Origin of the sequence: Benzoatithermus flavus (genome assembly GCF_037908215.1) — a bacterium.
In the GTDB taxonomy this organism is placed as follows: Bacteria; Pseudomonadota; Alphaproteobacteria; order Geminicoccales; family Geminicoccaceae; genus Benzoatithermus; species Benzoatithermus flavus.
This window is the reverse complement of sequence record NZ_JBBLZC010000011.1, coordinates 128234-148181: the sequence shown is the minus strand read 5'-3', so window position 1 is coordinate 148181 and position 19948 is coordinate 128234. Positions and strand designations below refer to the sequence as shown.

Annotated in this window: 14 protein-coding genes; 4 read left to right on the top strand and 10 right to left on the bottom strand. The window is 71.4% G+C overall.

Features of this window, described 5'->3' with window-relative positions:
- Positions 1-4 precede the first annotated feature (4 nt).
- From U1T56_RS12795 to U1T56_RS12780, 4 genes are all read right to left on the bottom strand, one after another.
- The gene (locus tag U1T56_RS12795) at positions 5-1966 is read right to left on the bottom strand and encodes a CHASE2 domain-containing protein (RefSeq protein WP_418159871.1); all 1962 of its coding nucleotides are present in this window, start codon (positions 1964-1966) and stop codon (positions 5-7) included.
- A 5-nt stretch (positions 1967-1971) separates the two neighbouring features.
- Positions 1972-4149 carry a CHAT domain-containing protein gene (locus U1T56_RS12790; RefSeq protein ID WP_418159870.1) on the bottom strand — a complete coding sequence of 726 codons (2178 nt, stop codon included), beginning with the start codon at positions 4147-4149 and terminating at the stop codon, positions 1972-1974.
- On the bottom strand, positions 4146-4853 hold the full coding sequence (locus tag U1T56_RS12785; protein WP_418159869.1) for a Crp/Fnr family transcriptional regulator: 708 nt from the start codon (positions 4851-4853) through the stop codon (positions 4146-4148). Before U1T56_RS12785 ends, U1T56_RS12790 begins: the two co-directional genes overlap by 4 nt.
- A gap of 112 nt (positions 4854-4965) precedes the next feature.
- Positions 4966-7224 (bottom strand): two-partner secretion domain-containing protein, encoded by a 2259-nt coding sequence (locus U1T56_RS12780; protein WP_418159868.1) that lies wholly within the window; start codon positions 7222-7224, stop codon positions 4966-4968.
- A gap of 325 nt (positions 7225-7549) precedes the next feature.
- Here U1T56_RS12780 and U1T56_RS12775 point away from each other — a divergent pair, with 325 nt between their 5' ends.
- From U1T56_RS12775 to U1T56_RS12765, 3 genes are all read left to right on the top strand, one after another.
- On the top strand, positions 7550-7861 hold the full coding sequence (locus tag U1T56_RS12775) for a PPC domain-containing protein (protein ID WP_418159867.1): 312 nt from the start codon (positions 7550-7552) through the stop codon (positions 7859-7861).
- A 234-nt stretch (positions 7862-8095) separates the two neighbouring features.
- The gene (locus tag U1T56_RS12770; RefSeq protein WP_418159866.1) at positions 8096-9943 is read left to right on the top strand and encodes a type I secretion system permease/ATPase; all 1848 of its coding nucleotides are present in this window, start codon (positions 8096-8098) and stop codon (positions 9941-9943) included.
- On the top strand, positions 9940-11325 hold the full coding sequence (locus U1T56_RS12765) for an HlyD family type I secretion periplasmic adaptor subunit (protein ID WP_418159865.1): 1386 nt from the start codon (positions 9940-9942) through the stop codon (positions 11323-11325). Before U1T56_RS12770 ends, U1T56_RS12765 begins: the two co-directional genes overlap by 4 nt.
- Before the next feature lie 64 nt (positions 11326-11389).
- Here U1T56_RS12765 and U1T56_RS12760 read toward each other — a convergent pair whose 3' ends face one another.
- The 3 genes from U1T56_RS12760 to U1T56_RS12750 all read right to left on the bottom strand — a co-directional run bounded on the left by U1T56_RS12760 (position 11390) and on the right by U1T56_RS12750 (position 13381).
- Positions 11390-11731 carry a hypothetical protein gene (locus U1T56_RS12760; protein ID WP_418159864.1) on the bottom strand — a complete coding sequence of 114 codons (342 nt, stop codon included), beginning with the start codon at positions 11729-11731 and terminating at the stop codon, positions 11390-11392.
- A gap of 92 nt (positions 11732-11823) precedes the next feature.
- Positions 11824-13101: a cystathionine gamma-synthase family protein gene (locus U1T56_RS12755; protein WP_418159863.1), complete on the bottom strand. Its 1278-nt coding sequence runs from the start codon at positions 13099-13101 to the stop codon at positions 11824-11826.
- Between the two features lie 31 nt (positions 13102-13132).
- Positions 13133-13381, bottom strand: a complete 249-nt coding sequence (locus tag U1T56_RS12750) for a hypothetical protein (RefSeq protein ID WP_418159862.1) — start codon at positions 13379-13381, stop codon at positions 13133-13135.
- 518 nt (positions 13382-13899) lie between these two features.
- On the opposite strand from U1T56_RS12750, the gene U1T56_RS12745 reads away from it, so the two are divergent.
- Positions 13900-14316, top strand: coding sequence for a septal ring lytic transglycosylase RlpA family protein (locus U1T56_RS12745; RefSeq protein WP_418159861.1), 417 nt, complete (start codon positions 13900-13902; stop codon positions 14314-14316).
- A 471-nt stretch (positions 14317-14787) separates the two neighbouring features.
- On the opposite strand, the gene U1T56_RS12740 is transcribed toward U1T56_RS12745, so the two are convergent.
- The 3 genes from U1T56_RS12740 to U1T56_RS12730 form a co-directional block, all read right to left on the bottom strand.
- Positions 14788-18228, bottom strand: coding sequence for an AAA family ATPase (locus U1T56_RS12740; RefSeq protein WP_418159860.1), 3441 nt, complete (start codon positions 18226-18228; stop codon positions 14788-14790).
- Between the two features lie 210 nt (positions 18229-18438).
- Entirely contained in the window at positions 18439-18765 is a 327-nt protein-coding gene (locus tag U1T56_RS12735; RefSeq protein ID WP_418159859.1) for a MocE family 2Fe-2S type ferredoxin, read from the bottom strand.
- 29 nt (positions 18766-18794) lie between these two features.
- On the bottom strand, positions 18795-19874 hold the full coding sequence (locus U1T56_RS12730) for a fatty acid desaturase family protein (RefSeq protein ID WP_418159858.1): 1080 nt from the start codon (positions 19872-19874) through the stop codon (positions 18795-18797).
- Positions 19875-19948: the final 74 nt, after the last annotated feature.

Below are 19948 nucleotides of genomic sequence, written 5' to 3'. Positions count from 1 at the left end.
CTGCTCATCGTCCCGCTCCTTCCAGCGTCCGCGCCCGATCGGGCGCGACCATGATGCGGTACACGGCGATCGGCCCGACCCTTCCCTTGAGGTCGAGCTTGCCAATGGAAACCGCGGTGCAAGCGCCTCCGAGGCAAGCATAGGTTGCTCCGGAGACGAGAATTCGGCAGTGAGATCCGTCACGTCCGTCGACGGCGAAGCTGCCCTTGTCGTAGCCCTCGAGCCGGGCGGCGATGTTGACCGTGTCGCCGACCACGGCGTACTTGCGGCGCCCCGCGCTGCCGAGGCTGCCGGCGACCACGGGGCCGGTGTGGATGCCGATGCGGATCGCCGCCTCGGGCAGGCCGCGCGCCCGGAAGGCGGCGTTGAGCTCGGGCAGCGCCTCGCTCATGGCAAGGGCGCAGCGGACGGCGTTGCGCGCGTCCCGGGCGATCGCCATCGGATCGGACCGGGATATCGGGACGCCGAACACGGCCAGTACGCCGTCGCCCGTGAGCTCGAGCACCACGCCGTCGTGCTCGGCGACGATGTCCGCCATGGTGGCGATGTAGTCGTTCAGCCAGTCCATCAGGATCGAGGGCGTCATGGCCTCCGAGATGGTGGTGTAGCCGCGCACGTCGGAGAACAGCACGGTCGCCTCGAGGGCCTGCGGGCGCAGGCCGCCGCGCTCCAGCACGTCGCCGCGCACCTGCCACAGCGCCTCGGCGATGCGGGGCGAGAGGTGGGTGGCGAAGAGCTGCATGAGCATCGCCCGCTCGGCGCGCTCGCGGTGGAAGAGATGGCCCGCCTGCAGCAGCATCGTGGCCACGGCGCCGAAGAGCGGCGGCAGGAGCGCTATCCAGTAGCCGAACGCGAGCAGGCCGAAGGCGACCGTGAACAGCGTGCCCGGGCCCGCGACGACGACGAGCGGCAGGATGTGCCACCGGCGCATCCCGAGCGCCGCGAGCCCCCCCAGAAGGCACCAGAGCCCGGTCCACGCCGCATCGACCGGCCAGGGCACCGGCCGCAGCGGCCGGGCCTCGCCGAGAGCCTGGCGGACGAGCTGGCTCGTGATCTGGGCGTGCAGCTCTGCACCCGGCATTCCGGCCTCGCCCGTGAGCGGCGTGAGGAAGGTGTCCTTCACGCTCTCCGCCATGGTGCCGACGATGACGACGCGGCCCGCAAGAGCGGCCGGATCGGAATCACCGGCGAGGACCTGCCCGAGCGAGAGGATCGTGAACCCGGCCCGGCCGGCAGGATAGGCGAGCAGGAACTGGTAGCCGCCGTCGTCGATGCCGGCATAGCCGCCGTCGTGCGCCTGCAACGGCAGGTAGGTCGTGGCGCCGAGCCGCAGCAGGCGCGGGTCCTCCTCGCCGCCCGTGGGCACGATGCCCGCAGGGGCGAGATAGGCGATGGCGAGCCGCAAGGCCAGGGACCAGTGCGCCTCGTCGCCGCCCCCGAGCAGCAGGAGGCCGCGGCGGACGATGCCGTCCGGATCGGTCACCATGTCGGCGAAGCCGATCCGCCCCGGATCGTCGATGGCGGGCGGCGGCGCCACCCCGTCTCCCGTCGCGTCGGGATAGGCCATGACCGCGAACACCCGCGGATCGTCGTGCAGCAGCCGCGCCAGCCGCTCGTGCCCCGGCGGCACCGGGCGGTCGCGGAACAGGTCGAGCCCGATCGCGCGTGGCTCGTGCGCCAGAATCCGCTCGAGCGCCTCGGCGAGGACGTCGTCGCTGAGCGGCCAGTCGTAGCGCGTCAGATCGGCCTCGCGCGCGAGGACCAGCGTGATGCGCGGATCGGACGGGGCGCCAAGCCGGACGAGGCGCAAGAGCGCGTCGTAGGCGCGCAGCTCGAGCGGCTGGAGGACGCCCGTCGAGCGCAGGCCGAGGACGCCGACCAGCACGCCGAGGCTCGAGAGCATGATCACGAGCGCCAGCGGCAGGGTCTGAAGCCATGGTCCGCTCGTGATCGGCCGCCTCGGCATGGCACCTAGAGCCAGTTGCCGATGATGAGGAACGCCGCCCAGTAGGCCGGATGGCGGTAGCGGGGCTCCGCCCTCAGGAGGTGCAGCTGCGCCTCCTGCAGCGCCCGGGCCTTGGTGGCGCCGGGCTCGGCCAGGGCGTCGTAGAAGGCGGTGACCAGCTCCGCCGCGGCCTCGTCGTTGATGAACCAGAGCGAGGCGAGCGCGCTGCGGGCACCGGCCTTGACCGCGATGCCGGCGAGGCCCAGCGCCGCCCGGTCGTCGCCGGCCGCCGTCGTGCAGGCGCTCAGCGTCAGAAGCTCGACCGGGCGGTCGCGAAAGCGGCTCGGCTCGATCAGCCGCTCGAGGCCGTCGACGTCGAGCCGGCCGTCGAAGGTGAGAAGAAAGCTGTTCTTGGGATCGCTCGTGAACTGGGCGTGCGAGGCGATGTGGACGACCGAGAACGGAGCGGCCTCGAGCGAGCGCTGCACCTGCGACGTCACGAAGGCCTCGTCGAGCAGCAGCACACCCGGATGCTGGCGCGCGAGCGCCTTCAGCTCGTCCTCGACGTGGGGCAGCGGCGTGAACCCCTGGACACCCTTGGTGAGGCCGGCGAGCAGGAGGCGCAGGCGGGTCCGCTCGATGGGGCGCGGGTCGAGGAGGTTGAGGCCGGGCTCGGTCGCGACCGCGAAGCGCTCGACGACGAAGCGCTGTCCGTCGTGGAGCGCTGCAAGGGGAACGGTGCGCAGAGCGCCGTCCGGAATGAAGACGAGCGTGTCGATGCGCTGCCGTGCCAGCGCATCCTCGAAGGGACGGAGCAGCCAGCCGTAGAGCTGCTGTGCCAGCGGCAGATAGCGGCGGTTCGCGCGCGTCTCGAGCCCCCGGCGCAGACTCGTGGCCTCTTCCGCGATCCTGCCCGCCCCGACCGGCGTGGTGGCGCGGGCGATGGTGCCGTCGGGCAGGCTCAAGAGAAGTTCGGTCCGGTCCGGCAGGACGATGGGGTAGAGGGCCGCCGTCCGCTCGCCGATCCGGTCGACGGGACGGATGCGGGCCTGGAGCTGGGCGACGCAGTCGTCCTGGAAATAGTCCTCGAGCTCGATCGCTTTGGTGGTCTCGACGGTGAGCCGCGCCTCCTTGAGATAGGTCTGGGCGCTGGCCGGATCGACGCGCGCCGCCTGCTTGAGCAGGAGATCGGTCAGCTCGAGGAAGATCGGCCCCACCACCTCGCGGAACAGCGAGCGGCCGGTCCTGGGGTCGAAGGTCGGCAGGTCGAGCCGGATGTCGTCGAGCGTGCGCACGGCGTCCTGGTAGGCCGCGATCGCCTCGCCCGTCCGGCCCTTCGCGGCGAGGAGCCGGCCGATCTGCCGCTGCCAGGCATAGAGCGGGTCGGGGGAGCGGGCCTGCTCGGCGAGCCAGGCGGCGCGGCGGGAGAGGGCGAGCGCCTCGTCGGCGCGCGCCTCGGCCTCGTAGAGCTGGGCCATGTAGCCCATGGCATAGGACAGAAGCCGCTGGTCGCCCGTCTCGTCGGCGAGCGCCGCGGCACGGCGCAGCGTCGCGTAGGCCTGCGCCCGCCGCTCCGGGGTCGGCGGCAGGTCGAGCAGGAGGCGGGCCACGGCGAGAAGATCGAAGGCCAGATCCGGCCGCGGCCCGTCCGCGGCGAGGTTCTGCGCCGCTTCCTCGAGGCGCCGCTCCGCCCCGGCCGGATCGTCCCGACGCAGCGCCGCCCTCGCCCCGTCGATCAGGGCATGGGCGAGGAGATCGCGCCGGCCGAGGCTTCGCGCCAGCGCCGTGGCCGTGTCGTAGGTATCGAGCGCCTCCTCGAGGCGCCCCTCGCTCACGAGCAGGTTGCCGAGGTCGGTGAGCACGGCGACACGGGTGCGCACGAGCCCGTTCCGCTGCGCGAGCCCGAGGCTCCGCTCGAGCGCCGGCCGCGCCCGGTCCGGCTGCCCGGCCTGCAGGTAGGCGCTGCCGAGGCCGCCCAGGACCATGGCGAGCGGCTCGGGCTCGCCGCGGCGCTCGGCCTCGGCGAGCGCCGTCGTCAACAGGTCGATGGCGCGCCGGTGCAGGCCCTGGTCCTGCGCCGCGCGCGCCTGGCGCAGCACCGCGTCGACCGGCTCCGCCGCACCGGCAGGGAGCGCCGCTAGGAGGACGACGAGCAGGACGGCTCCCAGGCGGGCGCGGCTCGTCCTTCGAAGGTGGCCGCTCATCGCAGGCATCCGCTCAAGAGCCGCATCGCCTCGATGTCGTTCAGGACGAGACGGCCCTGCTCCATGCCGATCAGCCCCTCGGCCTCCCAGGCCTTGAGGTGCTTGTTGACGCTCTCCCGGGTGGCGGCGATGAGGTTGCCGAGCTCCTGCTGCGAGAGCCTGAGCGCGATGCGGCGGCCCTCTCCGGTCGGCTCGCCGTGATCCAGGGCGAGCTGGAGCAGCAGGCGCGCCAGCCGCACCGGCACGTCGAGCAGCGCCAGGCTCTCGCACACGCCCGTGGCCTTGCGCATGCGCGCGCACAAGATCTGCAAGAGCCGGACGGCGCAGCGCGGATTCCGCTCGAGGAACGACAGGAAATCGCGGTGCTCGAGCACCAGGAGGCGGCACCCGTCCATGGCGACGGCGTCGGCCGTCCGGCCCTGGCCGTCGAGCGCCCCGATCTCGCCGAACAGCTCGCCCGGACCGAGAATGCCGAACGTGACCTCCTTGCCGTCCTCCGAGGAGAGGCCGATCCGCACGCGGCCGGCGAGCACCCCCAGGAGGCTGGTGCCGGGGTCGCCGCGCTGGAAGACGAGCTGGCCGTGCGCATAGCAACGCTCGGTGGCGACGCGGACGATCTGCTCGAGCTCCTCGGCCCGCAGCTCGGCGAAGAGCGGATGTCCGCTCAGCAGAGCCTTTCGCGCCGACGTCTCGTCTTTGGACATTCTCTTGGCCGATTTCGCGAGGAACGAGAATTATCCTCGCAACGGCCGCGCCGCTCAAGGCCGATCTCCGAGGCCTCTTCGGCCATGCCCTCGCGTTCGCGGCAAGAGCGCTTCAACCGCCCGGCTCCGCCCTGCAGCCCTCGGCGAAGCGGGCGGCGAGCACCGGCCCGGCCCGGCCGGTTGCCGCGGCCCGGGCATGAGCGCCGGGGAGCGCTGCCGCCGGATCGCGCGGCAGCCCGCCGCGGCCCATCGCCGTGAAGCTGCTGGCCGCGGCCGTCCGCCGCGCGGCGCAGCTCGCCCGCAGCAGCTCGCCGGCATTCAGGAACACCCCCTGCGGCGCCGCCAGCCGCGAGCCGACCTCGCTCTCGAGCCCACTCACCGTCACCGCCGAGCTCGCCGCGACGAAGCTGTCGGACGAGATCACGGTCGCGCCGCCGAAGATGCCGACCTCGCCGCTGCCACTCGATGGCCGCCCTCCGGCAAGAGAGGTGACCCGACTGCCGTTGATCGTGACCAGCGGCGCGGTGAGTCGGATGATGCTCGATCCCGGCTCGGGCCGGTCGCCGTCCGAGACTATCTCCGACCCGTCGAGATCGATCAGCTCGGCCGCGTCGACGGCGATGCGGCCGCCATTCGCACCCCGGCCCTCCACCAGCAGGCGGGCATGATCGAGCTCGAGCGTGCCGGCGGTCACGAGCACGTTTCCGGCCGGTCCGGACGTTCCCGACGAACTGATCTCACCGTGATCCCCGAGATGCAGCCGTCCGGCGGAGACATGCACGTCTCCGGCTCTCCCGCCCGACAAGGTGCTCGTGGTGATCGCGCTGCCCCTGCCGCTGATCTCGGCCCGACCCGCGACGCGCACCGTGACCGTGCCGCCCTGACCGGTGCCGTACACGTCGTTGCGGCTGTTGATGCCGGTATAGACCCGCGGGTTGTCGCCCGCGATCAGGAGGCTCCCGGCCGTGACGGCGATGGTTCCGGCCTCGCCCGGCCCGAAGGTGCTGGTGGCGATGCGAGCGCTATCGAGGAGCGCCAGCGCATCCGTGACCTCGACCGTCACGGTCCCGGCGTTGCCGCTCGATCCCCTGATGGCCTCGCTGGAGATGAACGGCAGCAACCCTCTGGCCCCGGTGCCGACCATGCGCAGCTCGTCCGCCTCGACGCGCACGTCCCCTGCCGGACCGGTGCTGCGGGCGTTGCTGCTGATGCCGGTGCGGCCGCGCAGCTCCATCGACCTCGCCTGCACGACGATATCGCCCGCAGCGCCGCTGCCGAACGAGCCAGCAGCGATGCCGCCCCCTTCCATGAACAGCCGCTCCTCGGCCCTGACCGTCAGGTTTCCTGCATCACCGGCGCCGCGGCTGCGGCTGGCGATCTGGGTGCCGCGGTCCAAGATCGCGACCTCCCCGGCAGCGATGTCGATGCCGCCCCGTGGCGGCGTGACACCGAGATTGTCGGCGTTCACCAGCGCCTGCTCGGCCAGCTCCAGCCGGCCGCCACGAATGCGGATCGTGCCGCCGCCGTCGCCGCTCGCCACCACCGCTGCCGCACCGCCCAGCACGATCGCCCCCGAGACCGCGCCCACCGCTGCCCCGCTCGCCACCGCCACCGCCCCGGCACCCCCCAATGCCGCCAGCGTGATCCGTCCCGCCCGCGCCCGTACTGTCCCCGCGGTGTCGGCGAGGCCGTCGGGAAAGTCGTCGCTCGGGTCCAGGTCGCTCACCACCCCCTCGCCCCGGATCGTGACGTCGCCGCCCGTGAGCGAGAGCGCCTGGCCTTGCGGCACGGCGAGCACGCTCCGGTCGACCGTGACCGGCGCCGGCCTCGCACCCAGAAACCCGAACGCCTGTGGCGCCGCCACCGAGAGCACGCTCCCGCCCGGCGCACGCGCGCTGAACACCGCCCCGTCGGCAAAGCGCAGCTCGTCGGCGGTGCTGGCATGGAACGAGCCCTGCACCGCCAGCCGGGCATCGGGGCCGAACAGGATGCCCGCGGGATTGAGCAGCCACAGATCGGCGCCGGGCACCGCCGAGGCCAGCGTGCCGTCGATCACCGACGCCGCGCCGCCGGTGACCCGGCCGATGATGTTCCTGAGCCCCGAAGGCCCGGTGAAGGTGACCCGCTGCCCCTCTTCGACCCCGAAGCGGGCGAAGCTGTGGAACAGGTTTTTGCCGCGGATCCGGCCGAGCCGGGCGGGGATCGTCACCTCCGGGCCGGCAAGGCGCAGCCTGGGCCCGAGCGTGCCGTCGGTCGCCACCTCGGCCGCGCCCGCGACCGGCCACAGCAGCGTGCCCAGCGCGAGCCCGACGAGCCGGCGGTAGCCGCCCTGCCGTGCCATCGCATCCTCTTCGGCCCGTGATCGGGGCAAGCATTCTCTCCCGCCGCTCCCGCGAGAGCAAGCACCCCCATCCTTGCCGCAGCGACCGCCGCGCCCTCTTGACGGCATGGGATGAAGCCGAGAGGTCGGAGATTGCCGGTGCTTCGACCCTCGAAAGAGAATCGAGCGGAAGAATGCGGCATCCGACGCTCGGCCGGCAGATGGCAGTGGTGTCCTGTTCCCTTTCCGACAGACGGAGCAAGATTTCGATCGAGCTGTGAAGCGGTTCACAGCGGCGACATCTGTCTTCGAGTACAAGAAACGCGCAATTTGATCCGAACATCCTGTTCGGGTTTGCGCAAAAGGGAGTATGATTATGCCAGAGTTCCGGATCTCCGTTGGTCAGACGGCTTCCAGTGACATCAATCCTGCCGGAGACGTGGACACGTACGGCATACGCCTCACGGCCGGGCAGGCCTACAGCTTCGACGTCGATGGGGACGGCCTCGACCCGACCCTGACCATTCGCGACCCGTTCGGCACGGCGGTGGCGTTCGACGATGATGGCGGCGGCGGGTTCGATTCGCACCTCGACTTCCTGGCCACATCCAGCGGCACTTACACTCTCGTGGTCGCCGGCTTCGCCAACGATACCGGCCACTACGATCTCGTGACGGCGATCGCCTGATCGCCAGCGGGGAAGAGCGTCCTGCAGGGCGCTCTTCCCCATCACGCCAAATCCGCCCCCAGCGACCGGGCAGGGCTTTGCGCCGAAGGCAGACCGAGCCTGATCCATGTCGCCGCACCGACGGCGACCGGTTTCGATCGGGACCATTCGTCCGGCTCCGCCTGATGGCCGCGCTCGCCCCCTGCCCTCCACACCCTCTCTGCCCGAAAGACAGCCGCGATGACGGATGCCGTCGTGGACACGAGACCCATGCCGGACCGGCGCCCGCCGGCTGCGGTCGCCGACGAGGCGGATCGCGCCGTGCTGCGGCCCGCGAGCACCACCGACCTGCTGCAGAAGGCGGGCGCCGCCGTCCGCCGCGAGCTCTGGTCGGTCGGCGCCTTCAGCCTGTTCATCAACCTTTTGACCCTGGTGAGCTCGCTCTACTCGATGCAGCTCTTCGACCGGGTCCTCTCCAGCGGCTCGCACGAGACCCTCCTGCTCCTCACCCTCGTCGCCGTGGCAGCGCTCGCCGTCATGGGCCTCCTGAGCGGGATCCGCCGCAAGCTCCTCGTGCGGATCGGCGACTGGCTCGAGCGCGAGCTCGGCGCCCCGGCGATCGACGCCGCGGTCGGCCTCAAGCTCCAGGGCCAGACCCGCGAGCGCGGGGCGGCAGCGCGCGCGCTTTCGGACATCAAGCAGTTCTTCGCCAGCGAAGGCGTGGTGGCGTTCCTGGATCTACCCTGGACGCCGGTCTTCCTCCTCGCCATCGCCCTCATGCATCCCCTGCTCGGCCTGTTCTCGCTGGCCGCCGCCTGCCTGCTCCTCGCCTGCGCGCTCGCCAACGAGGCCCTGACCCGGGCCGGCAGCGAAGCCGCAGCGGCGGCGGCCCGGCATACCCAGCGTCTGGCCGAGGAGGCCGAGGGCCTGGCCGAGCCCACCGCCGCCATGGGCATGCGCACCGCCCTCCTGCGCCGCTGGCGCACGGCCCAGGACGCGGCCGGGGCTCTCGCCATCGGCGTGAGCGATCGCGGGGCGGCCATCATGAGCCTCGTCCAGGCGCTGCGCTCGGCGCTGCAGCTCGGCGTCATGGCGCTCGGCGCCTGGCTCGTCACCGACCGCGCGCTGACCTCGGGCGGGATGATCGCGGCCTCGATCCTGCTCGCCCGCGCTCTGGCGCCGATCGACCGGGCGCTGCCGGCCTGGAAGGCGTTCGTCGCCGCCCGCGCCGGCCACAAGATGCTCCAGGACCTGTTCCGTCGGGCACCGGCGCGGCCGCCGCGCCAGCGCCTGCCGCGGCCACAGGGGCGGCTGGTGGTCGAGGGGGTCGGCTACGTGCCGCCGGGTGCGGAGCTACCGCTGCTGCACGACATCTCCTTCACGCTCGCTCCCGGCGAGGTGCTAGGCGTCATCGGGCCGTCCGGTGCGGGCAAGTCGACCCTGGGTCATCTTCTGGTCGGCGCCTGGTCGCCGCGCCGTGGCACCATCCGCCTCGACCATGCCGCCTTCGAGCAGTGGAACGACGACGAGCTCGGCCGCCACATCGGCTACCTGCCGCAATATCCGAGCCTGTTCCGCGCCTCTTGCGCCGAGAACATCGCGCGGATGGCCGCCCCCGACCAGGAGGCGGTGCTCAAGGCCGCCGAGCTGGCCGGGGCGCACGAGCTGATCCTGCGCCTGCCCAAGGGCTACGAAACCGTGCTCGGGCCGCAAGGCCATCGCCTCTCCGGCGGCGAGCAGCAGCGGATCGCGCTCGGCCGCGCCGTCTACGGTGATCCGGCGCTGGTCGTCCTCGACGAGCCGGACTCGCACGCCGACGCCGCCGGGCTGCAGCGCCTCCAGCACACGATCCGCGCCTTGCAGGAGCGCGGTGCGGCCGTCGTCGTGATCACCCACCATCCGGCCATGCTGCGCGGCGTGGACCGGCTGCTGCTCCTGTGCCAGGGCCGCGTGGCGGCGTTCGGGCCGCGCGACGAGGTGCAGGCGAGGCTCATGGCAGCGCCGCGGCGCAACGTCGTGCCCATGCCGGAGGCGCGACCCGATCCCGAACCCCAGCCCAAGCGGGCGGCAGCCGCGATGCCGCCGGCAGGAGAGCAGCCATGACGTTCGCGACCCGGTCCCTCGCGCCTGCGGCTCCCGGCGGCCTCCTCGCCCGCAGCCCCGGCACGGGCGGCACCTGCCGGCTCGCCGCCGGCCTGCGCGCGGCGACCCGGCGGCAGCACCTCGCCGGCTGGCTCGTGGTGCTCCTGTTCTTCGGCGGAGGCGGCACCTGGGCCTGGCTGGCGCCGCTCGCCAGCGCCGCCGTCGCCCCCGGCGTGGTCGGCCCCGAGGGCAAGCGCAAGACGATCCAGCACCTCGAAGGCGGGATCGTCCGCGCGATCCACGTGCGCGAGGGCGGCGCGGTCCGCGCCGGCGATCCGCTCGTGACCCTCGAGGACATCCGCGCCCGTGCCGAGCACGGGGTCCTCAAGGGGCAGTACCTCGCTCTCCTCGCCACCGTCGCCCGGCTCGAGGCCGAGCAGGGCGACGCCGAGCGGCCGGTCTTTCCGGCGGCGCTCGAGGTGGAAGCGGCCGATCCCGAGGTCGCGCGCATCGTCGCCACGCAACGCGAGCTGTTCGCGGCGCACCATGCCGTCCGCGCGGGCCGGCGCTGGATCACGAACCAGCGCATCGCCCAGCTCGAGGCGGAGAACGCCAGCCTCGAGAAGCAGATCGCAGCGCAAGGCACCCAGCTCGAGCTCATCGCGACCGAGATCGAAAGCGTGCAGGCCCTCCTGGCGAAGGGCCTCGAGCGCAGGCCGCGGCTGCTGGCACTCCAGCGCAGCAAGGCGGGCATCGAAGGCGAGCAGGCCGGCCTGCGCGGCCGGATCGCCGCCAACCTCGAGACGATCGGCCAGGCCCGGCTCGAGAACCTCACCGCCGAGCAGGAGGACCGCCGGCAGGTCAACGCCGATCTCGACGATGCCAGAAAGCGCCTCGACGAGATCCGCAACCGGCTGCCCTCGAGCGAGGACGCGCTGGCACGGACGGTGGTGCGCGCCCCGGTCGACGGCCGGGTGGTCGATCTCAAGACCACGACCGTGGGCGGCGTGCTGAAGCCGGGCGAGCCGATCCTCGATCTCGTGCCGAGCCAAGCCGAGCTTCTGATCGCGGCGAAGCTCGATCCCAGGGACATCAAGGACGTCCGGCGCGGCCTGCCGGCCCGCGTGGTGCTGACCGCCTACCCGCAGCGCAACCTGCCGATCGTGCACGGCACGGTGCGCGAGGTCTCGGCCGACCGGCTGACCGACCAGCGCACCGGCAAGCCCTACTTCGAGGCGCAGGTACAGGTCGACCGCGCGGAGCTCGCCGCCCTCGACGGCGAGGTGGCGCTGCTCAGCGGCATGCCGGCGGAGGTGATGATCCTCACCGGCGAGCGCACCTTGCTCGATTACCTGCTGCGCCCGTTCTACGACGTGCTGCGGCGCGCGTTTCGCGAGCGCTGACGGCCCACCCTCGCAGCGGACGGCGGCATCCTGTCCGGGGTGCCGCCGTTGCCGTCCGCTCGCCTCAGCAGTTCGTCCGTCCCGGCTGGGGCTGCTTGCCGGGCGGGCAGCCGCCCTCGGTGCCAGGTGCCGCCGGCGTGCCGGGCGCTCCGGCCGCAGCACCCGTGCCCGTCTTGCCCGCCTGTGCCGCCGTGCCCTGGCCCGCGGTCGTCCCACCGCCCGGCTCGGTCTGGTCCGGGGCGGGGCCGCCCTGGGTGCCGGACCCGGCCGTGGCACCCGGCGCCCCGCCGGTCTCGCCGGTGCCGAGCTTGCCCGTCGGCGGCGTCGTGGCGCCCTGCTGCTGGGCCCAGGCCGGGGCAGAGGCCAAGAGCGCGAGCGTCATGGCGATGAGGAACGTCTTGCGCATGTCCGTTCATCCTCCTCCGGGACTGCGTTCCGCCGCAGCCCCGGTGCGGCAAACCGGCAGCCGCGGCGCCGGTTCCGGCCGCCGGGGAGGCGTCAGGCCAGGGCCTGCTCCAGGTCCGCGATCAGATCGGCCGGGTTCTCGATTCCGACCGAGATCCGGATCAGCGCGTCGGTGAGGCCGATCTCCTCGCGCAAGGACTTCGGCACCCCCGAATGCGTGGTCGAGGCCGGGTGCGAGATCAGGGTCTCGGTGCCGCCCAGGCTCACCGCGAGCTTCATGATCCTGAGCCGATCCAGGAACGCGAACGCCTCGGGCTCGCCGCCGTCGATGTCGAACGAGAAGGTCGAGCCCGCGGCCGTGCACTGCCGCTCGAACACGGCCTTCCTCGGGTCCGTGTCCTCGAGGAAGCCGAGATAGTGCACGGCTCTGATCCTGGGGTGGCGGCGCAGATACTCGGCCACCTGGCGCGCATTGTCGTTGGCGCGGTCGGCCCGGATCTTGAGCGTCTCGAGCGAGCGCAGGAGCATCCAGCAGGAATGCGGGTCGAGCTGCGTGCCGAGAGCGCCCCGCAGGAGGATGATCCTGTGGACGAGCTCCTCCGGGCCGCTGATCCCGCCGGCGACGAGGTCGCTGTGCCCGCCCGCGTACTTCGTGAGCGAGTAGACGGCGAGGTCCGCCCCGTGCTTCAGCGGCTGCTGGTACATGGGGCCGAGGAGCGTGTTGTCGACCGCGACCGGCGGCCGATGGCCCTGCGCTCTCCCGATCTCGTCCGCCACCTCGGCGACGGCGGCGAGATCGACCAGCCCGTTCGTGGGATTGGCCGGTGTCTCCAGCATCACGAGCCCGACCCGCCCCTTGGCCCGGGCCTCCGCCGCGGCCTCGCGGATCCGGGCCGGATCGGTGCCGTCGGTGAAGCCCACGGGCGTGATCCCGAACTGGGTGAGCTGGTTCCTGATCAGGGTCTCGGTGCCGCCGTAGAGCGGGCGGCTGTGCAGGATCGTGTCGCCGGGGCGCAGGAAGGCCAGCATCAGGGTCGCGATCGCCGCCATCCCGCTCGCGAACACGGCCGAATGCTCGGCCTCGTCCCAGACCGCGAGCCGGTCCTCCAGGATCTCGAAGTTCGGGTTGTTGAAGCGCGAATAGACGAGCCCGACCTTCTCGCCCGGCCGCGGCCGGCGGCGGCCCGCGGTCAGGTCGAAGAAGTCCTTGCCCTGCTGCGCGTTCTCGAACACGAAGGTCGAGGTCAGGAACACGGGCGGCTTCAGCGCCCCTTCCGAGAGGGCCGGCGCATAGCCGTAGCCCATCATCAACGTCTCGGGGTGGAGCCGGTGCCCGTCGAGGGTCCGGCTCTTGTAGCTTTCCGCCGCCATGATCCGCTCCTTGTCCTCGGCGGGCGGCAGCTTACGCCGCGTCCTCCTCGGGCGGGAGCCGGTACTTTCTTCCCGCCTCCACCACCCGCCCGGTCACGGCGAGCCGCATCAGGGTCCGCACCACGTCGGTCTTGGGATGGCGCTCGCTGACGGCCGCGACGATCGCGGCCTTGGAGCGGGGAACGCCATCGGCGAGCAGGGCCAGGATGGCAGGGGCCACCTGCGCCACGGCCGATTCGATGTCGAGCGAGGAGAAATAGCGCGGCGTGGTTCGGCTCACGTGGGTCGGGGCTTTCATCGTCTGGAGCATGCCGTTCCGAGGCGAGGCTGTTCCTGCCCTTCCAACCTAGGCCAAATCGGCGGCCGGGGGCTAGCCCGACGAGCCAAAGGCCACTCCGACGAAAGATCCGGCCGGTTATTCCACGCGACGCGCGATAAAAACCGGTTGCCTCGGCGACGGATCGGGTTATTCATGCTGCGGTGCAACAAAGAAGGAGGATCGACCATGGCCGAGACGACGGCACGCGGCACCGAACCCTGCAGGGTCGCAGCCGAGAAGTTCTGAGCCTCACCTGCGGAGGCACCGTCTCGAGGTGCCGGCCCGCGTGAGGCGTTCCCGTCACCGACACCATTCTCGACGGGCCCGAAGAGGAGGGATACGGCCTCGAGCGCCGTGCCCCGCCCGTCGCGCGTGTCCGATCACACCAGCAGCCGCCGCTTCGGTACCTCTCCCTCGAGAAAGGAGGAGCGATGCCGGGAGAGCGAACCGGAAGGCGGCCTGACGAGGAGATCCCGACCATGCGCCGATCCTTGCGCATTCTCTCGCTCACCGCTCTGCTCGCCGCCACCGCCGCGGGCATCGGCCACGCCGCCGCCCGCCCCGAGACCGGGCAGGCCGCCTTCGCCCAGGTCGGCGTGGCGTCCTGGTACGGCCCCGGCTTTCACGGCCGGCGCACCGCGAGCGGCGAGCCGTTCGACCAGGACGATCTCACCGCCGCACATCGCGACCTGCCGCTCGGCAGCGAGGTGACGGTGACCAATCTCGAGAACGGCCGCTCGATCGTCGTCCAGATCAACGACCGCGGGCCCTACGTGAAAGGCCGGGTCATCGACCTCTCCAAAGCCGCCGCCCGCCGCCTCGGCATCATCGAAGAGGGCGTGGCCAAGGTCCGGATCGAGGCCACGCCGCAGCAGCTCGCCCTCGCCGAGCGCTGACGCCGGGCGGGCACTGCCCGCCAGCGGGGTGCCGGAGCCGTTGCCGGTCGGGTCGTCGGAAGGGCCGGCGAGGGCTCGTGGCATCGGGCATCGTGAACGGCATTTCTGTGCGCTCTCTCACAGACCCTCGGCAAGAAAAGAGGCAAAGAATGGACTTGCATCCTTTGCCTCCCTGGACCCGACCTTGCCGGACGTGCGAGCGTCCGGCTTTTCTTTCGTCCGACCCGTACCGTCGGAGCTTGCTTCGGACGGATCGGGAGCGTGCTTTCATGCTCCATGACCGGGCTCGACCCGGCCATCTGGAGTCGTTCCAGGCGGGTTGGCCGTGCCCCGACCCCGCTCCCCCCCGGCTCGGCTGGGAGATCGGGAGCCGTGACGTTCGCCAGCGTGTGAATCGGCAAAGGATGAACGAGCTTCTATGCCTTGCCAGGTGCATCGGCTCGGCATCGGGAAAGGCTCCGTTAGCCCGGATCATTCACCAGAGCGGCGGCACACCACTGCGCCGGCTACCTGGGGTGCCAGCGCCACCTCGTCCAGCAGTGCTCTCGCTTCCTGCAAGTCCGGCATGTCGAACCCCTCGGTGAACCAGCCGTAGATCGGGGCGAGCAGGTCATGGCCCTTGCGCCGCTCGCCTTGCGTCGCCCAGAGCCGGGCCAGCGAGGTCGCAGCACGCAGCTCCCACCACCGCGTACCTTGCGCCTGGGCCACCGCGATCGCCTTGCGGAAGCAGGCTTCGGCAGCCGCGGCGTTGGGGATGGCAATCTGCAGGAGTGCCTCACCCATGAGGCGGTGCAGCTCTGCTTCGAACCAGCGCTCCTCCATCCTGTCCACGATCGCCAGCGCCTCGGCCAGCAGAACCAACGCCTCGGTCGAATTACCCGCCCGGGTGATCACACCGGCGAGCAGGCCGAGAGAGTGCGGCTGCACGAGCAGCGAGCCTACCGCTCGGTAGCGCGCCAAGCCTTGACGCATCTCGGCGATGCCGGCCGCGATCTCACCCCTGGCGGCAAGCGCCCAGCCGCGAAAGACCATCCCGCTCGCCAGCCATGTCGGGAAGCCGTGCTCCGTCGCCAGTTCGACCAACGCCGCGGCCCGTTCTCGGACGATCGCCACATCGCCGCGGATCCGGTGGAACCAGCAGTTCAGGAATAACGCCTGGCTCGTCGTGTAAGCGTGACCCAGCTCGTACGCCGTGGCCAGAGCCTCTCGGCTGCGAGCAAGCGCCCGCTCCGGATAGCCCTGCCATTGCAGGATCAGTGCCGTGAACGCGGGGCACAGGACACGGCTGTCGACTCGCGCCGGATACACCGCCGAGGTGAGGTCGGCCGGACGGTAGAGAGCCAGGGCCCGCTCGAAATGCCAGAGAGCCTCGGGCAGAAGCTCGCCATTGAATATCATGCTCAAGGCCAGGAAGCGGTGCCCTGCGGCCCGTGCCCATCGCTGCTGCCGTCTTTCGGCCAAGTGCAGCAATTCCTCGGCGAACTCGAGGGCGACCTTCGTACCGGAGCAGTGCAGGTGATGCGTGCACAGCCCCGCGAGGGCGGCCAAGAGCTGGGGAAGCCGGGCCTCCTCCGCGCACAATTCGCGGGCACGCCCGTAGGCCCTGCCGACCTGGGGCGCCGCCCAACCTTCGGTGGCGATGAGCGCCTCGCCTAGCGTGACCTGCAGATCGACCTCCTGGCGGTCGCGATCGGAGCCGGGAGATAGCCCCTCCAGCAGCTCCAGAGCCTGCGTGAGCTGGGCGGCCGCTTCCAGCATCGCCGACTGCATCATCGCCCGCCGTCCGGCCTTATACCAGTAGGCGATTGCCTTCTCGGTCTGCCCTGCCGCCCGATAGTGCCGGGCCAGCAGCTCGGGCTGGGTCTCGGCCACGTCCGAGAACCGCTCCTCCAGTACCTGCGCGATCCGGGCATGAAGCTGCTGACGGCAGCTCTTGAGCAGGCTCTGGTAGGCCGTGTCCTGCACGAGCGCGTGCTTGAAGCTGTAGGTCGCCTCGGGCGGCGTCCCGTGTGCGAGCACCAGCTCGGCCCTGGTGAGCCGGTCCAGGGCCTGGACCAGATCCGCCTCCGGCAGCGATGCCACCTGGGCGAGGAGGGAGTAGGCGAACTCCCGCCCGATCACCGCGGCGATCTGCGCCACTGCCTTGACCGGTGCCAGCCGGTCGAGCCGCGCCAGCAACGAATCCTGCAGGGTGGCTGGAATCGCCAGCAGCGGCAGCGGACCGGTCGACCCCTCGTTGCGCCCGCCTGCATCCCCGAACAGGCCCGATTCGAGCACGGTCTTGGTCAGCTCCTCGACAAACAGTGGCACGCCTTCCGTCTTGGTCAGGATCTGCTCGTGCACCGCGGCGGGAAGGACCCGATCGCCCGCGATCTGCTCCACCAGCGCCGCCGCCGCGCCCCGCTCCAGGCGGCCCAGCGTCAGCGCCGCGATGTGGGCACGGCTCGCCCAGGGCGGGACGAACTCGGGGCGGCAGGTAATCACCACCAACACCGGCAGGTGCGCCACCCGCTCGAGGGCGAGGTCGAACAGCTCCTGTGTGGTCGGGTCGCTCCAGTGGGCGTCCTCGAGCACTACCACCACCGGCCCTTTTGCCGCCAAGCCCACGAGCTGCTCGACCAGCGCGCGTAGTGTCCGCTCTTTCTGCTGCTGAGGCGTCAGATCGGGCAACGGGTGGTGCTTCCCGGTCGGAAGGCCGAGCAGCGCCGCGATCAGCGGCACCGTCGCGGCCAGAGCGGTGGTGCCATGGGCGAGCAGCACCTCGAGCTTGGCGAGCCGGGCCGCCGGCGGATCCTCGCGGGCCAGGTCTGCCGCCCGCGTGAGCTGCTCGATCACGGGATGCAGTGCCGTGCCGGTATGGTAGGGCGAGCACTGGTAGCGGAGCGCGGTGTGCTCGCCCCCGGCGACCGCATCGAGCATCGCCCGGACCAGGCGGGACTTGCCGATACCGGCCTCGCCAACCAGAAGCACCGCCTGGCCCTCACCGGCCGCGGCCCGCCGCCAGCGTTCGAGCAGGAACGCCAGCTCCTGGTCGCGCCCGATCATCGGCAGCAGCCGACCCGATCGCCGAGCCTCGAAGCGGCTGCCGGTGGGGCGCTCGCCCAGGACCCGAAATCCGCGCACGGGCCGGACAAAGCCCTTGAGCCGGGTCGGCCCGAGTCCGCGCAGCTCGAACACCTCGCCCAGAAGCTGGCGCGTGCCGTCCGCAATCACCACGGCACCGGGTGTGGCTACCCCCTGGAGTCGGGCGGCCAGGTTCGGCGTCTCGCCCACCACCGCCTCCTCCTGGGCGGCACCCTCGCCGACGAGGTCGCCCACGACCACGAGGCCGGTCGCAATGCCAACCCGCACCGCAAGCGGCTCACCCGCCGGGGTAGCGAGCCGGCCGACGGCCTCGACGATCGCCAAGCCGGCCCGCACGGCGCGCTCGGCCTCATCCTCGTGCGCCTTTGGCCAGCCGAAATAGGCCAGCACGCCGTCGCCCATGAACTTGGCGATGTGGCCCTCGAAACGGGCTATCTCGCCCGCCACCGTGTTCTGATAGGCGCGCAGGATCTCCCGCATCTCCTCGGGGTCGAGATGGGACGAAAGCGCGGTCGAGCCGGCGAGGTCGGCGAAGACCACCGTGAGCTGCCGGCGCTCGGCCTGCGAGCCCGTTGGTAGGTCGGGCGCCATGGGTGGCGCTGGCGAAGGCTGCGGGTCGACCGGCTCGGCCAGGGTAGCGATCGCGGCCAGGATCCGCTTGCGGTGGCCAAGCGAGGCGACCCCGAGCTCGCGCAGGTCGTCGGCGGTCAGCGTCGGCAGCAGGCCCGCGTCGATGTCGTGGTCGCGGAACGCCTGCTGGTACCGGCTCAAGCCGAGCCCGCGCAGCCAAGCCCCGACGTCCACCGCCGTCTCCCAGAGATAGGGCACGCTCGCTCCCCATGGAGCAGTCTATCACGAACCGTACCGGACCGACACAACCGACGGCCGGGACCGTCGTGGCGGAGGATGGCTTGGTCTTGTCCGGTTCGTCGTGGATTGCCGACAAGCCGGTGCACACCGCCTTTGACGACGGTCGGCCGACATCGGACGCCGGCATGCCGATACTGGCGGAGGTCGGGCGCCGGCTCGGGAGCGCCCTCAGTCGAGGCCGAGCAGGACCTTGCCGCCTTCGAGGCGCACGGGATAGGTCTTGAGGTCGACGCACGCGGGCGCTCCCTTGGCCCTGCCGCTGCAGATGTCGAAGCGGCCATTGTGCTTCGGGCACTCGATGATCCCGTCCATGACGAGGCCGTCGGCGAGGTGCACCTGCTCGTGCGTGCACAGGCCGTCGGTGGCGCGGTAGTCGTCGCCTTCCAGCCGGTAGACGGCGAAGGTCCGACCACGATGGTCGAAGCGGATCACGTCCTCCTCCTCGATCTCGTCCGCGTCGCAGACTTCGACCCATTCCTTCACGTTGCTCGTCATCGCTCCTCTGGCCTTTCTCGTCGGCGGTTTCAGGCGGCGGCACCCGCCATCAGGGCGGCCTCGCGGGCGGCCACGGCCGGCGGCAGCTCGCGCTTCACGTGGTAGCCGGGATCCTTGCGCTGCCTGAGCAGCGTCGGGACGATCTCGCGATAGGCCGCGAGCGTGCTCGGGTAGGCCGGCGGGCACCGATCCTTGATCGCGGCGTGCAGCTTCGGCAGGGCGTGGTAGGGCACCATCGGGAACATGTGGTGCTCGACGTGGTAGTTCATGTTCCAATAGAGGAACCGGAACACCGGGTTCATGTAGACGGTGCGGCTGTTGAGCCGGTGGTCGAGCACGTCCTCGGCGAGGCCCGCGTGCTGGGTCAGCCCGAAGAAGACGTAGAGCCAGGCGCCGTAGAAGGAGGGCAGGCCCACGAGGACGAGCGGCAGCCAGCTATGGAGCAGGAGCGAGAGCGTGCCGACGCCGGCCCAGATCGCGAGCCAGATGCGCGCCTCTCTGACCACCTTGGGCTGCTCCGATTCCGGCACGTAGGTCCGCACCTCCGGGTCGAGCGAGCCCATGGCGTGCCGCACGACGCCGGCCAGCTCCTTGGTGCCGCTCTTGAGTGCTGCGAGGTTCAGGAAGATGCCCAGAATGTCCGGCGGCCGCGGCACGGCGATCTCGGGATCGCGGCCGACGATGATCGTGTCGGTGTGGTGCCGGCTGTGGCTCCAGCGCCAGACCGTGGGCTGGCGCAGCACCATGAAGGAGGCGACCTGGTAGAGGGCGTCGTTCATCCAGCGCGTGCGAAAGGCGGTGCCATGACCGCTCTCGTGCCAGCGCGAGTCGGCGGCACCGCCGTAAAGCGCGCCATAGACGATCAGCGCCGGCACGGCCCACCACGTCCCCCAGGTCGCGACCACGAGAGCGCCCGCGGCCAGGATGAGCGCAAACCACAAGATCGTGTCGCGGATGGCGGGCTGGTCGCTGCGCGCCATCAGCTCCTTCATCTGCTTGCGCGGGATCGGGCACGCGTACCACTGCGCCCCGGCGAGGCCGTTCGCCACCGCCTTCTTCCCTTCTTCGCCGGTGAGGCTGTAGTCGCGTCTGTGCGTCGTTGCCGTCATGCCTGTGCTTCCTGATCTACCTTCGACGGGCGCGTGCCCCGTTACCCGAGATTAGCCGTCCTGCGCCCGCGGCT

Coding starts and splice junctions, on each gene's coding strand:
- U1T56_RS12735 (WP_418159859.1), bottom strand. CDS start 18,765: ATGACGAGCAACGTGAAGGAATGGGTCGAAGTCTGCGACGCGGACGAG.
- U1T56_RS12785 (WP_418159869.1), bottom strand. CDS start 4,853: ATGTCCAAAGACGAGACGTCGGCGCGAAAGGCTCTGCTGAGCGGACAT.
- U1T56_RS12745 (WP_418159861.1), top strand. CDS start 13,900: ATGCGCCGATCCTTGCGCATTCTCTCGCTCACCGCTCTGCTCGCCGCC.
- U1T56_RS12795 (WP_418159871.1), bottom strand. CDS start 1,966: ATGCCGAGGCGGCCGATCACGAGCGGACCATGGCTTCAGACCCTGCCG.
- U1T56_RS12755 (WP_418159863.1), bottom strand. CDS start 13,101: ATGGCGGCGGAAAGCTACAAGAGCCGGACCCTCGACGGGCACCGGCTC.
- U1T56_RS12790 (WP_418159870.1), bottom strand. CDS start 4,149: ATGAGCGGCCACCTTCGAAGGACGAGCCGCGCCCGCCTGGGAGCCGTC.
- U1T56_RS12760 (WP_418159864.1), bottom strand. CDS start 11,731: ATGCGCAAGACGTTCCTCATCGCCATGACGCTCGCGCTCTTGGCCTCT.
- U1T56_RS12775 (WP_418159867.1), top strand. CDS start 7,550: ATGCCAGAGTTCCGGATCTCCGTTGGTCAGACGGCTTCCAGTGACATC.
- U1T56_RS12730 (WP_418159858.1), bottom strand. CDS start 19,874: ATGACGGCAACGACGCACAGACGCGACTACAGCCTCACCGGCGAAGAA.
- U1T56_RS12765 (WP_418159865.1), top strand. CDS start 9,940: ATGACGTTCGCGACCCGGTCCCTCGCGCCTGCGGCTCCCGGCGGCCTC.